At 56.6% G+C, this 13351-nt stretch carries 14 protein-coding genes and 1 pseudogene; 11 read left to right on the top strand and 4 right to left on the bottom strand.

The genetic code is table 11. From position 1 onward, the window contains the following. Position 1 precedes the first annotated feature (1 nt). Together traA and traC are read left to right on the top strand one after the other, a co-directional pair. Positions 2–370, top strand: coding sequence for a TraA family conjugative transfer protein (gene traA, locus ACCQ00_RS21515; RefSeq protein WP_039575799.1), 369 nt, complete (start codon positions 2–4; stop codon positions 368–370). 18 nt (positions 371–388) lie between these two features. After that, positions 389–2821: a type IV secretion system protein TraC gene (traC, locus tag ACCQ00_RS21510; RefSeq protein ID WP_039575802.1), complete on the top strand. Its 2433-nt coding sequence runs from the start codon at positions 389–391 to the stop codon at positions 2819–2821. A 130-nt stretch (positions 2822–2951) separates the two neighbouring features. Here traC and ACCQ00_RS21505 read toward each other — a convergent pair whose 3' ends face one another. Further along, entirely contained in the window at positions 2952–3974 is a 1023-nt protein-coding gene (locus tag ACCQ00_RS21505) for an IS3 family transposase (RefSeq protein ID WP_236493351.1), read from the bottom strand. Beyond that, a pseudogene (locus ACCQ00_RS21500) lies at positions 3947–4096 on the bottom strand (transposase); the annotation flags it as partial. The gene ACCQ00_RS21505 and the pseudogene ACCQ00_RS21500, both read right to left, overlap by 28 nt. 37 nt (positions 4097–4133) lie before the next feature. Between ACCQ00_RS21500 and ACCQ00_RS21495 the strand changes: the two are divergent. The 5 genes from ACCQ00_RS21495 (at position 4134) to ACCQ00_RS21475 (ending at position 7815) form a co-directional block, all read left to right on the top strand. Beyond that, the gene (locus ACCQ00_RS21495) at positions 4134–4370 is read left to right on the top strand and encodes a hypothetical protein (protein ID WP_046736092.1); all 237 of its coding nucleotides are present in this window, start codon (positions 4134–4136) and stop codon (positions 4368–4370) included. Beyond that, the gene (locus tag ACCQ00_RS21490) at positions 4367–4888 is read left to right on the top strand and encodes a S26 family signal peptidase (protein WP_127446636.1); all 522 of its coding nucleotides are present in this window, start codon (positions 4367–4369) and stop codon (positions 4886–4888) included. Before ACCQ00_RS21495 ends, ACCQ00_RS21490 begins: the two co-directional genes overlap by 4 nt. After that, positions 4882–6201 (top strand): TrbC family F-type conjugative pilus assembly protein, encoded by a 1320-nt coding sequence (locus ACCQ00_RS21485; protein WP_039575264.1) that lies wholly within the window; start codon positions 4882–4884, stop codon positions 6199–6201. The genes ACCQ00_RS21490 and ACCQ00_RS21485 overlap by 7 nt, the downstream gene beginning before the upstream one ends. Further along, the gene (locus ACCQ00_RS21480; RefSeq protein ID WP_372354031.1) at positions 6198–7274 is read left to right on the top strand and encodes a TraU family protein; all 1077 of its coding nucleotides are present in this window, start codon (positions 6198–6200) and stop codon (positions 7272–7274) included. Before ACCQ00_RS21485 ends, ACCQ00_RS21480 begins: the two co-directional genes overlap by 4 nt. Before the next feature lie 97 nt (positions 7275–7371). Continuing rightward, complete coding sequence (locus ACCQ00_RS21475) at positions 7372–7815, top strand: hypothetical protein (protein WP_372354030.1); 444 nt, start codon at positions 7372–7374, stop codon at positions 7813–7815. A 103-nt stretch (positions 7816–7918) separates the two neighbouring features. On the opposite strand, the gene ACCQ00_RS21470 is transcribed toward ACCQ00_RS21475, so the two are convergent. Next, the gene (locus ACCQ00_RS21470) at positions 7919–8902 is read right to left on the bottom strand and encodes an IS5-like element ISXfu1 family transposase (protein ID WP_022557821.1); all 984 of its coding nucleotides are present in this window, start codon (positions 8900–8902) and stop codon (positions 7919–7921) included. Between the two features lie 139 nt (positions 8903–9041). Between ACCQ00_RS21470 and traN the strand changes: the two genes are divergently transcribed. From traN to ACCQ00_RS21450, 4 genes are all read left to right on the top strand, one after another. Next, entirely contained in the window at positions 9042–10064 is a 1023-nt protein-coding gene (gene traN / locus ACCQ00_RS21465) for a conjugal transfer protein TraN (RefSeq protein ID WP_127447083.1), read from the top strand. 4 nt (positions 10065–10068) lie between these two features. Further along, a complete protein-coding gene (locus ACCQ00_RS21460) occupies positions 10069–10806 on the top strand; it encodes a hypothetical protein (protein WP_039574675.1) in 738 nt (245 codons plus the stop codon). Positions 10807–11278: 472 nt separating this feature from the next. After that, on the top strand, positions 11279–11824 hold the full coding sequence (locus ACCQ00_RS21455; RefSeq protein WP_306316036.1) for a DUF6283 family protein: 546 nt from the start codon (positions 11279–11281) through the stop codon (positions 11822–11824). A gap of 16 nt (positions 11825–11840) precedes the next feature. Further along, positions 11841–12410, top strand: a complete 570-nt coding sequence (locus tag ACCQ00_RS21450) for a hypothetical protein (protein WP_074052307.1) — start codon at positions 11841–11843, stop codon at positions 12408–12410. 477 nt (positions 12411–12887) lie between these two features. On the opposite strand, the gene ACCQ00_RS21445 is transcribed toward ACCQ00_RS21450, so the two are convergent. Further along, positions 12888–13340, bottom strand: a complete 453-nt coding sequence (locus ACCQ00_RS21445; protein ID WP_039575123.1) for an HD domain-containing protein — start codon at positions 13338–13340, stop codon at positions 12888–12890. Positions 13341–13351 lie beyond the last annotated feature (11 nt).

Raw genomic sequence — 13351 nt, 5'->3', positions numbered from 1 at the left:
AATGAACAATATCAATCTGGACGCGGGTGCTGCCTTTGTCAGCAAGCCGGAAAGCCGTGCAGTCGTTTTCGTCAAGGACAACGGCCTGCTGTTGTTGCTGGCAGCCGTAGTCGTCGGTCAGGCTTTGGCCTCGAGCGGTGGTGCGGCTACCGGTGGAGCGGAATTCCAGGACCTGTACGACCTGGTGCTTGGCTGGACGGAGGGGGTGCTGGGCAAGACCATCGCTGTCAGCGCATTCCTGATCGGCATGATCATGGGCGTGGCAAAGCAGAGCATCTGGGCTTTTGCGATCGGCATCTTGTTCGCGGCCGCGTTCGCCTTCGGCCCGGGCATTATCGACGGCGTGTTCACCGCCGGTTTCCAACTGTAAGTCAAGGGGCCGGTCAACGTGAAAGCACAAGAACGAGCTGAAGTTCGCGAGAAGGTGTTCGGTGTCATGAATGCCTTCGACAGCGACAACGATATCTTCGTCATCTCGCCGGACAGACTCGGCTTCGGCTTCATTTGCAATCCGTTGACCGGCTTCAGCGATGTGACGCAGCAGAGCATGAATTCGCTGTTGAACACCGCACTTCCAACGGGGTCTCTCATGCAGTTCGTGCTGTATGCGAGTCCCGACTTGGAAGGCAAGCTCCACCAATACATGGTGCTCCGTCAGAATCAGAAGGACGAGACCTTGCAGGGGCTGGCTCGCGCACGAGTGGAATACCTTCGCTCACTTACAGGCGAGCCGATCTCAAAGACCCACCAGGCAAAGTTGCGGAACATGCAGCTTTACATGACGGTGCAGGTTCCGCATGGCAAGACGCCACCGAACGAAGCACAGTTAGCCCGTTTGACCGAACAGATGTCTAGCATCAAGGCCGGCCTGAAGACCGCGGGATTTAGGCCTGAGACCATGACTGCCAAGTCTTACAAGCGCGTCATGGAAACAATCCTCAACCATTCGCCGCAGGCCGCCTGGAGAGCCATGCCCTGGTCGCAATACGACGAGGACAAGCTCCTATGCGATCAGTTGCTCGACCTCGACACGTGTGTAGACATTGAGCGCAACAAGCTACATCTAGGCGAGTTCGCCCAGGTCCGCGTAATGAGCGTGAAGCATTACCCGGATGACGTCTACCCGGGCATGGCAATGAAGTACGTCGGTGACCTCATGCGTGGAACCCGCGCGTTGCGCGAACCCACGGTGATAACAGTCAACATCATCTACCCTGATCCAGACGACGAACGGGCCAAACTCTTTGCCAAGAACACTTGGGCGACCAAGAACGCTGACGGTCCACTCTCGAAATACATCCCCGACTATGGCAAGCAGAAACAGTCCTCCGACATTGCGGTAAAAGCGGTCAACGACGGCGACCGGATGATTCGTGCTTATGTCGGTGCCGCAGTATTCGCTCAGGACAGCGACAGCCTTATCCAAGCGTCCAGCGATCTGAAAAACGCTTTCCAAGAAATCGGCTTTTCGCTGCAGGACGACGCATTCATGGTCGGTCCGATGTTCTTCCAGATGCTGCCGTTCGCGGCAAGCGCCGACATGGAAGATGCGCTTGGACGATACAAGCTGATGCCGACGCGGCACTGCGTGGCCATGCGGCCCCTGGTTGCCAGCTGGTCAGGCACCGGGACTCCGATGCTAACCTTGTTCGGCCGCGACGGTCAGTTGATGTCCTTCTCACCGTATGACTCGGACGGCAACTACAACTTCCTGATCTGCGCCCAGTCCGGCATGGGCAAATCCTTCCTCGCTAACGCGTTGACGACCAACTTCCTCAGTATGGGTGGCCGGGCGTGGATCATCGACAAAGGGTTCTCTTACAAGCAGATCTGCGAATTCCTGGACGGCCAGTACATCGAGTTTGATTCGAACTCCAACGTCTGCATGAATCCGTTCTCGGGGGTCCGCAGCTACGAGGAGGAAGCAGACATCCTGTGCGGCATCTTGACCGTGATGGCAGCCCCCAGCCAGGGTTTGAGTGACTTCCAGCTATCGGGCCTGAAGCGAACACTGAAGGGCTGCTGGGATAAGAGCGGTACGTTAACCACGGTAGACATGATCGCGGACCTATTGATCGCCGAGGATGATAAGCGCCTCAACGACATTGGTCACCAGCTTTTCTCATTCACGTCGGCTGGAGAGTTCGGCCGCTACTTCAATGGCGTGAACAACCTGCGGATGGACGCCCGCATGGTTGTGCTTGAGTTGCAGCAGCTTTCGGGCCGCATGCATCTGCAGCGCGTGGTCCTCTTGCAGTTGCTCAACCAGATCCAGCAGGCAATGGATGGGTTGCCGCGCGACATGCCGAAGCTGCTACTGGTAGACGAAGCGTTTGCTTTGCTGGCGTCGAACGAGACCCAGAAGTTCATCGAGACTTTCTACCGTCAGATCCGGAAGTTCGGGGGTAGCGCGGGCATCTGTACCCAGTCAGTTAACGACTTGTACGTAAACGCCGGCGCAATCGCGATGGTCGAGAATTCGGCCCACATGTTGTTGCTTGGCCAGAAGAAAGAGTCCATCGCGCAGGTCAAGAAAGAAAGCCGTCTGGAGCTGGGTGAGGTGGGCTTCCGTCTACTCGCGACGGTCCATACAGTCCCCGGCGACTATTCGGAAATCTTGATCAACAACGCCTTCGGTATCGGGATTGGCCGCCTGGTCGTCTCTGATGTGGAGAAACTGATGTTCTCCTCAAAGGCGCAGGACGTGATGGCGATCAAGTCGTACCGAGACAAGGGGATGAACCTCATGGACGCTATCTATGCGGTACTGCGGGACCGCGGCATCCACGTCAAGGACGCGGCTCAGCGACTGGCAAGCTAACTGCAAGGATTTAACATGGACAAGAAAATTCTCTTTTTTCTGTTGATATACCCGCTCGCGATCGGTGCGGCAAACTTTTTCATCTGTCAATCAATGATGAAGATTGATACGCCCAGGGTTCCGTAGACACTCAAGACCCTCGTTGCGCGTAGCGCCGTTCAAACTCTACAGGGGACAGGTCACCAGTTGAACCGTGGCGGCGGTTGGGGTTGTAGAACATCTCGATGTAGTCGAATACCTCGGCGCGTGCGGCGTCCTTGGTGGGATAGATTCGTCGCCTGATCCGCTCGCGTTTGAGCAGGCCGAAGAAGCTCTCCACGGGTGCGTTGTCGTGGCAGTTGCCACGCCGACTCATGCTGCACACCAAGCCATGGGACGCCAGGAAACTCTGCCAGTCATCGCTGGTGTAGACCGACCCTTGGTCTGAGTGAACCAAGCAACCAGCATTGGGTTTGCGCCGCCACACCGCAGACAACAAGGCCTGCACGACCAACTCGGTGTCGGCCCGATCGCGCATCGCCCAGCCGACGACCTGCCTGGAAAACAGATCGATCACCACAGCCAGGTACATCCAGCCTTCGTGCGTGCGGATGAAGGTGAAATCGCTCGCCCAGGCCGTGTCCGGCTCGGTCACGTCGAACTGTCGGTCAAGCAGGTTGGCCGCCGCCTTGCACTGCATCCCTCCATGGAAGCGCGGTTTGCGACCATAGCCCACCTGGGCACGCAATCCCTCGGCGCGCATCAATCGATGCACCCGATGGCGACTGCAACGCTCACCCAGATCGCGTAGATCCTTGGCGATCTTGCGATGCCCATACACACTGCCGCTGGCCAGCCAGTGGTGCTTGATCAGCCCCAGCAGGCGTTCGTCTTCCTTGGCGCGCTCACTGTCCGGCGACTTTAGCCACGCGTAGTATCCAGCCCGGTTCACCCGCAACACCCGGCACATCGCACACACCCTGAACTCCCCGCAGTGGGCTTGCATGAAGGCGTACTTTGCCTTTACCCCTTGGCAAAGTACGCGGCGGCCTTTTTTAGGATGTCGCGCTCCTCGGTCACTCGACGCAACTCTGCCTTCAGCCGCCGAACCTCGGCGCTCTGGTCCACCTCGGCGCGCTGTACCACGCCGGGCTTGCCGAACTTGCGCAGCCAGGCGTACAGGCTGTGCGTCGTGACACCCAGCCGCTCGGCGACGTCTGCCACCTTGAACCCACGATCCGTCACTTGCCGGACCGCCTCGATCTTGAACTCATCCGTATACCGCTTGCTGCTCATAGACATCTCCGAATCGACTATTTTCCATGGCCATGAGATGTCTAGGAAACCCTGGGCGTATCAGAGTGAGCTCGCAGTGCGGCCGCCAATTGCTGTTGTTGATGAAGCCACCTTTATCCAGCAGAACCTGAAGCCCAGCGCGACTACACAGGACCTAGAGCAGTTGTTACTGCGTTCGGAGCAAGCGGCGACCACGCTCACCGAAAATGGCTACTTGGTGTTGAGGAAGAATCAGGTGTTTTCCTCACCCGCTGAAATTGAGGCTAAGCCGTGAGCTATGTGCAGACCCATGTGCGTCCACGGTGGTCTGCACGCTTCTTAAAAAACCTGTTTGCTGTGCTGGCCATCACGACGATGGTGGGTGTTTCCTACGTCCAGAGCACATATACACTCGGCTTTGACCTCCAAGCGGCGCGATGCCTGCCTTGGTCAGTCTATTGGGTAACGAGGGTGGTGCCAGAAGAGGTTAAGCGCGGGATTCTGTATCAGTACCGCTTTACTGGTGACGAAAAGCTCTTCGGCAGGAATCTAGTCAAGTTCGCGGCTGGCGTCCCAGGTGACCGAATCAAGCTCGATCCACGTGGTGTGTGGATCAACGGCGAGTACTGGGGACCAATGCACCCGTTGCAAGTCGAGCGAATGATTGCTGCAGGTCAGGCGCCGTTTGCAAGTTTCGTGATCCCCAAAGGCAAGGTGCTGATGCTTGGCACATTGCCACAGACGTACGACAGCCGATATGTCGGTTTGGTCGACATATCCGCACTCAATGGAACCGCTACGCCGCTATGGTAGTTCGCCAACTTGCATCCCTGCTTCTCGCTGCGGCATTGACGCCGCTTTCGTCTCTAACTGCTTACGCCCAGCAAGATGCCAGTGCTGTGGACATCGGCACCAAAGCAGCCGAAGGCAGACCGGCCGACACCTTTGCCCACGACCTGATGACGCAATCGGTCGAGGTGCTCAACAACAGTGCCGCCTACGTCGGCGACGCAAACGAGTTGATGGCCACCGAGAAGGTTTTGCAGGTTCAGCGTGAGCAGGAGTCATACTTCAAGTCCCTGCTGCAGGCCGCCACAAGCTACAACGCTGACGCTATGAATGCGGCGGCCGTGAAGTACGGTTTGAAGCCAGATTCCAAGAAGCTGGAGGTAGAGCAGGGCAGTGGCGCTTCCAAGTTTCGCTACCGCCTTCATATCTTCTGGTCCATGGGCGACGCTGCTATAAGCCAGGCGCTGGAGTACGGACTTAAGTATCGGGAATCGATGGTGCTTTCGCTGCGCGGGCCGCGCCCCGGCGAAAAGCTTGAGCCGCTGATCTTTGCCATCGTCAAGCTGATGGGTGAAGTGAAAGAGGGATCGGTGGTACCGAACATTGAGATCAATCCACCTTCTTTCACGGACAACGACGTGACCGTTGCGCCAACTCTGGTGGTCATGAATGAGCAGGGCCAGCCTATCGCAAAGGTTGCCGGCGTGATGAATCCGGAATGGATCGAGTCGGAGATAGAAGCCGGACGCCGAGGCGATCTTGGCAAGCACGGTCAGACGTCAGCGATCGGTGAAATCGACATGATGCAAGCCATGATCGAGAAGGCGAAAGCAACTGACACAAAGGCCATGGCCGAGCGCGCGAAGGCACGCATCTGGCAAAACCTTCCAATGTTGCCTCTCCCTAAAACAACGGTACCTCGTATCCGAGAGCTGGACCCAGGTTTCTACGTCACCGAGGACATTCCGCTTCCAGACGGCACGTTCCTCGCTAGAAAGGGTGACTACGTAAACCCGCTTGAAGACGAGTTGATGGCCTTTGACGACGTCATAGTCATTGTTGATGCGAACGATCCCGAGCAGGTGGACTTCGCGGCGGCAGTCAACTCGGCATATCGTTCGACTGGCGTAATCACGATGCTGACAGAACTAGACCGCAGCAATGGTTGGGACGTTATAGGGCGACTGACACAGCGCTTCAAGGACCAACCGTTCTTGCTGACTAGTGACGTGAAAGAACGCTTCCGCGTAGAGCACGTTCCCACAGTAATCACCGTGGTTGATAAAAAGATTCTCGTGCAAGAAATTCCAGCTGAAAGCGTAAAGGTGAAGCAATGAAAGGACTGATAATTGCCTGCGCACTTATGCTGGCAGCTTTAAGTGGTGTTGCACAAGCTCAAGATGGCGGGGACGGAAAGTTTGGCTGCCCAGACTCAAAGTTCTTAGGTCCGGCATTTTTCAACAATGTTTGCTGGAGTTGCATCTTCCCGATACGTGTCATGGGAATCAATCTTGGGCCTGCAGACGGTGCATCAAACTACGGCGAGAGCGGTGTCGGCAATATGCTTCCGGATATTTTCGGATCTGGAAATTCAAGGCGGATTCCAAATGGAACGGCTGCCCCTATTTGTCTTTGTCCGGGAAGATCTGGATATCCGGCGATCGGCATCACATGGGGATATTGGGAGCCATCGCATTTAACCGAAATTGTCCGGAAACCATACTGCGCGCCATTGTTCGGAACTACCTTGCTGAAAGACAGCGCGAAAGGAATGCCTGGTGGCCAAGACGTGGCCGCTGGTCAAACGGCGATGAAAATGATTCGCTGGGGAGGCCCCAATAAGGCTTCTGACGCTACCAGCGAGAACCTGGGCCAGACTTTTTACCACTACCACTGGCTTAAATCACCATACGGCTATGTCAGTGACTGGATTCAGTCGGCACTTTGTTCGTCGGGCAGTGGCGGTGACATGGACTATTTGTGGTTAAGCGAGATCGATCCTGTTTGGACCAAGGAAAGGCTTGCAAATCTGACCCACCCTGAATCAAAGCTATTCGCTAATCCTGTGGCACAGCTGGCCTGTATGGCTGATGCGGTCACCAGCACGGTCAGTAAACCCTCGGAGCTACTTTTTTGGTGTGCTGGTTCGTGGGGCGCAATTTATCCGCACATGGGATACCTAGGCTACGAGGCAAGCGCACCCCGTGAGACCTCGCTCCTTGCGACTCGTGTTTGGGCGCAGATGCACCGTCGGGGTTTGGCAAAGAAGCGCTATGGAAACGGGTCGGTGTGTGCAGCCCGTTTCTACTTCACTCTACCCAAACAGGGATACCGGCTTCAGACGTTCTATCCATTACGTGAGACTAAGAATAATCATTGGATAGGAGCTAGCCCGTTTCGCTGGGGATAATGGCGGAATGTTCCTTACACGGGTGAAGATTATATTTATCTGTCATCGTCATATTCAGAATGTTGCTTTACATTCTGGTAATATTGAGAAATGAACATTGAATATTAAAAATAAAATTCTTCTCTCGCTGATCCTATTTGCGCTTTCAGCAACGGCGACGGGTCAGTCAACGGTCAACGATGCTTCCGGAACCGTTGAGGGCAGCGCGGCACAGGCTGGCTTTACAGATGGTGCCGGAAAAAATGGAACAGGTACGGTCCAAATCAATGGGCGCTCGTATCAAGCGGATGAAATTCTACCTTCGGGCAATAATAAGGGGTACGTCGACCGCCTCAAGCAGATCGATGGCTCCAAGAATTTGCAGAGCTTGCAATCCGCATATAACGACCTTAGCCCGCAGATCGATAAGGACCCTTCATCCTGGGCCGAGGCAACACGTACCTCTACCGTTGTGCCGAGGGACATGCACCGCGTACAGGATGAATTGCGCAATGACAATACGCTTTGGGAGCAGAGCCTTCAGAAGCTAAGGATGGTCTGATCAATGCGGCCAGAGGATGCGTCGACCCGCATCGGTAGCGCTGACTACGCTCACACCTTCGGTTTTTCGCTGTTTCCAGCGCATTCTCGGGGCGTTCTCCCCATTACAGGCACAACTTCCCAACGGCAGGCATCAACTGCTTCCGCTTCAGCCACAGGTTCGACAGCGCAAAGAGCGTCAGCACCTGCGCGGTGTTTTTGACCAGGCCGCGATAGCGCACCTTGGCATAGCCAAACTGGCGCTTGATCACCCGAAACGGATGTTCCACCTTCGCACGCAGGCTGGCCTTGGTGTGCTCCCAGCGCTTGGCCAACTTCAGTTCGCGCTTGTTCTTGATCTGCTTCAGCTTCGAGGGCTTCTCCGCGATCAGGTAGCGTAGCTTGCGCTTGCCCTTGATCTCATCGCGCTTCTCAAGCCCGGTGTAGCCGCTGTCCCCACACACCGTGTCTTCCTTGCCATGCAGCAGCTTGTGCGCTTGCGTGATGTCCGCCACGTTGGCTGCCGTGCATTCCACGTGGTGCACTAGGCCGGATTCATCATCCACTCCAATGTGCGCCTTCATCCCGAAGAAGTATTGGTTGCCCTTCTTGGTCTGGCGCATCTCCGGATCGCGCTCACCGTCCTTGTTCTTGGTCGAACTGGGCGCAGAGATAATCGTGGCATCCACAATCGTCCCGCCGCGCAGGCTCTGACCCTTGCGCGACAGATGCGCGTTCACCCGATTGAACAGCTTGCGCGCCAAATCGTGCTGCTCCAGCAGATGGCGAAAGTTGAGAATCGTCGTCTCGTCCGGCACCTCATCCAGCCCGCCGATCTTGGCGAAACGGCGCATCGACACCGTGTCGTACAAGGCTTCTTCCGCCGATGGATCGCTCAATGCATACCACTGCTGCAAAAAGTGGATGCGCAGCATCGTCTCCAGCCGATACGGCTGTCGTCCCGGTTGCCCCGACTTCGGATAGTGCGGCTCGATCAGCCCCAGCAGCTCCTTCCACGGCACGACCTGCTCCATCTCGGCCAAAAACACCTCACGCCGCGTCCGCTTGCGCTTGCCGTCGTACTCCGCGTCGCCGAAGGTCAGCTGCATCGAAATCGTCTACTCGGGTCGATGATCGATTGTGGCAGATCAGGACGGATTGTTCAGAGTTTCCTTAGGCGAGTTTTCCGACGAACAGAATGGTGACGGAACAGGCGTATGGGATAACTACGATGCTAGCTCAGACTCCATGACATTGAATCAGTCATTCACTTCGCTTGCAGAGAACATCAATGGTGGAGGCAGTCCCGGAGCAGGCGATCCGAACGCGACGCTTGAAGACTTTGCGAAGAAGTTTTCTAATTTCTCAGCAAGCAATATCCGTCCAAAGCTTGGCTGGTACTGCAAGGACCATGAGAAGGATCTGGCGATTAAGAAGAACCTAGGCCAATGCACTTATCTCGGCTCCTACTGCCAGACTGAATCACTGTTGGGCATCTGCATCGTGAAGATGCATGTGTCGTGTTGCTTTAATTCCACAGTGAGCAAGTCGATCCGAGACCATATGGCTAAGGACGGGCGCTTTGGCATGGGGACGGCCAAGCGATCGCAGTGCGGTGGCATTCCTCTCACGCAGCTGATCAACGCCAACATGGAGAATTTCAGTACGGATGAAGTAGAGGCGCGCATGGCCGCCGGCGGATTCACCCCGAACATGTCCGAATTGTCGGGTCTGTCGGGTGAAGAATTCGACGTTGAGATGTTTGGTTCAGGCAATTCGCTCAATGATCCAAACCGGAAAGGCCTTCAGCAACGCACGGGCGAACGAATGGATGCGGTGAGCCCAAATATCGTGGAGGGTTATGACGCGATCGATGGAGCAATCAATAAGCGATCGAATATTGCGAACACCGATGTTGCGGATCCTGAAAGCCCGGGTGCAATCACCTTCAATCCTGGGTTGTACTTTGTAGACCAGGGGCATATCGCGAATGTCAAGGTCAATCGTAACGGCGGAAAGGGGACCGTGAGCGTCACTTTGCGGACCATTTCCGGCGGCACGGCGGTTTCAGGCACGGACTTCACTCCTGTGAACACGACCTTGACCTGGGCGGCCGGTGAAGTTGGCACCAAGTCGGTTGGTATCCAGACCACGAACCGGAACCGCTCTGCTGCCTTGACGATCATGCTTGAAATCGCAAACACAACTGGCGGTGCGGTGATCAATCCCTTGAGCACAGCCACTGTCGAAATTAACAAGACATCGGAGTAAGTAGATGCAGCAGAACAATAGAGTAATTGCCACCAGCGCAGTTGGAATTATCACTGAGGCATTGCGGCAGATCGTCCCTGATGTGGGTTTGCGCGTGCGTAGGACCTTCGCCTATGACGAACACAAGATGACGCCGCTTGAATTTGTGCGTTCGCTGATGACATTTTCCTCGGGTGGATTTAATTCCTATAACACCCGTGGTGTGGGATATCTGCTTGTTCCTATGGCTACAGTATTTGCTCCTATGACACCGGGTGAGGCAAGCGGTGTAAATGTCCTTGTGCGTCGCCTCGCGTTCCTGGAAACCTGCATCAAATATACCCATCAGTTCTACCGGGAAGCGATCGCGCGTGAAATGGAAACCGCTCCACTACGTGAGGTTGATGATGGCGCACCAGCATTGGTAAAGCGAATCAGCGAGCTTTGCCTGCAGCTTCTGGATGAGGAGGCAATGGTCGAGACGTTGTCTTTCTTTTGGCTTGAAAGTCAGCACGAATCGATGGCATCGGTGCGGACCGTGCACGAGCTGGCTAGTGAGCGGCTGATTTGGTCAGTCGGGTCAGATCGATTCAGTTTGACCGAGCGCGGTCTGGCCTGGGCCAAGAACGGCCAGGACTGGTTCGATTCAACGCATATTGATGGGGCGGAACACTCACTCCGCTACTTTCCCCAGACGCTATTGGGTGCGCAGCTTGCAGACGCGGCACGTGATGGAAGGCCGGCATTGTCGGTTGTGACTTAAATGCTGCGCTACCTGCCTTTTTTGCTTTACCCAGTACTTCCTGCAATCGCCGGCGCGTTCTTTGCAACGTCGCCTCGATGGCTATGCGGAACGCTAGCGGTGCTGCTGGTTGCGCTCTATGCAGGTGGCAAGAGGAAATTTGCAAGATCCTTGGTTCTGCCAAGCCTTCCATCTAAGTTCGCGGGCGCGGCCGCGGCACTCTGCGTCATGTGTTTGTTCACGCGAGCTTTATCAGCATTTCTGCTGGGCATCGGTCTCGTCGCTGGCTGGCAGGTTGGTTGGTTGCTTCCATATGCTCTGATGCCGTCAGTGCTTCTCTGCATTGGTATGGCAGCACGACGGAGTCTGCGCAGGTAGCGTGACATCGTCGGAAGTGGGCTAGTGGGCGGGGTAGAGCACCTCGTGCGGGCTGCATAACGTCACCAATCATTTTCGGGAGACTCGCCTGTAGTCTGTCGCGTTTCGCGGAGTTATGTTGCAAAGTGCAATAATTCGTGAAGAGACGGTTGATCTGGCATTAGGTGTCCCGATGTATTCGCGTAAACAACCTCGATCGCGTCAGTTGGAGATCCGTCCTGCCGGCGGCGAGCACCAGGTCGTCACCGTTTCCAGCGATCGGTCACAGCGTCGGCAACCGTGTGCAAAGCCCTGCAGCGACTGCCCTTGGCGAATCGACGCCATCGGTAAATTCCCATCGGAGGCGTTCGTTCACAGCGCTCGTACAGCGTACGACATGGCTGAATCCACCTTCGCGTGCCATCAAGCTGGGGCGTCACAGCCACGCATGTGCGCAGGATTCCTGCTCCGCGGGGCAGAGCACAATCTCACCGTGCGCTTGGCGAAGATGCGCGGTGAGATGGTGTCGCCACCCTCTGCTGGCGGGCACGCCTTGCACGCCTCCTATGCGGCGATGGCGATCGCAAATGGCGTACCGGAGGATCACCCGGCTCTGGCTCCGTGTCGGGTTGGAATCGTGGATGATGACGACGAGATCCCTACCGCCTACCGCCACCGCTAAACAAAGGACCTGAAAGATGAACGACAGCCCGATCCTTCAGCACATTCTGGCCAAGTCCCGCGCTGCGGCCGCCGGCGACCTCGGCGTGTTGTCAACCGGGGAGCAGATCGCAGCGTCACTTGCGCTCAATCGGCCGGATTGGCTCGTTGATATGGGCTACTCGCTTGCCGAGGCGATCGATCGCCTCAGCGCTGACTGGCTGGCGCAGATCCCAGAAGCGGCGCGCCAACTCGTTGACGAAGCTACCGCTGAAAAGGAGGCGCATGCGATCGACGAGCAGCAGCGGCAGCTGGACGCTCTGCTTGAAGCCCCACGTGACGAGCCGGTGCGTCTTCTTGCCGAGTTCGTCACCCATGGCAACGCGCCTGGCTATCGCGACGTCGACCTGCATTTGCGCGTTACACCCTTGTACTTCCACCTCCAGGCAGAACCTCGGTTGCTCGCGCTGCGGTTACGGCCGGACGATGCACTGCCCATCATCGAAAGCATCAGCAGCGTCCACGCGTTCGCTTGGCGGAATGAGCTTGGTCCGATTGATCGGCGCGAAGGAGAGTTGCGTCCCAGCTGGGTTCCACGGTACGAGTGAGCAGCTCCCTGGGATTTGCAAGAGTGATGAGACCGCTCTGCCGGTGCGGGCATCGGTTACCTACTACCGGCTCTTCCTCCGTCCATACTGGACCGGATTCTGCGCGTCATGAACTGGTGGTAGGTGAAATAGGGTCTATCAGCGAGTCCGATTGCCTGACCTGATCCAGCCGGTCCCAGCGCCATAGCCACTGAGCGGATTGCTCGATGCCCGGTCCGATCACGCCGGCGACGTCCTCCGCCAGGTCTGCGGCTCGTGTTCGGTACCGACTGTGGCCATGGCCTCGCGAGTCACGCCAGTCTTTAACAGCCTATGGGGCGCTTGGCGTACTTATCCCTCGAAGGTGGCATCGGCGACGGACACTGGCCGGCTTGCCGCTCCGGATGTCCGTACCTACCAGGACCCGTCTAGGTCGGCATATTTGCTTCGGAGGCACCGCGCCGACTCCAGCTCGCTGCAGCGCTGGCTGGAGCGAGGTTAGGCCAGGCCAAGCGCGATCTTTGCCTTCGAGTACTTGGTTAGAAGCCTATTCCTGTCTTCACTGGACAATAGAGCTAGGCGTTCTGCAGAAGAGTTATCGGCGATGTCTGCCGCTTTTACCGCCAATGCAATGCGATTGCAGCGAATGCCGGCGTAATAGGAGTCAGTTGAGACATGCTCTTTCCTAGTCAATAGATCCACAGCCTCGACAACGGCGGCCGGGAAGAGCAAAACCGCATCAGCGTGCTCCGGCTGATCCTCTAGGACATCGTGGAGCCATGCTGCTGCAATTGCTTCGCAGCAGTGGCCGGCGGCCGTCACACGCTCCGCTACGCGCGCGACATGGCCCAAGTAGGGCAGGCCGGCCTTATCGGTCTGAGAGGCATGGGCAATTGCCGCAAGCGATCGTGCGCGCTCTACCAGCTCGTCCGTCCTTTTTAAGTTATTCACTGAAGTTAGAC

Source organism: Xanthomonas sp. NCPPB 3761 (assembly GCF_041475705.2).
In the GTDB taxonomy this organism is placed as follows: domain Bacteria; phylum Pseudomonadota; class Gammaproteobacteria; order Xanthomonadales; family Xanthomonadaceae; genus Xanthomonas; species Xanthomonas phaseoli.
This window is presented reverse-complemented; position numbering and strand designations above follow the sequence as displayed.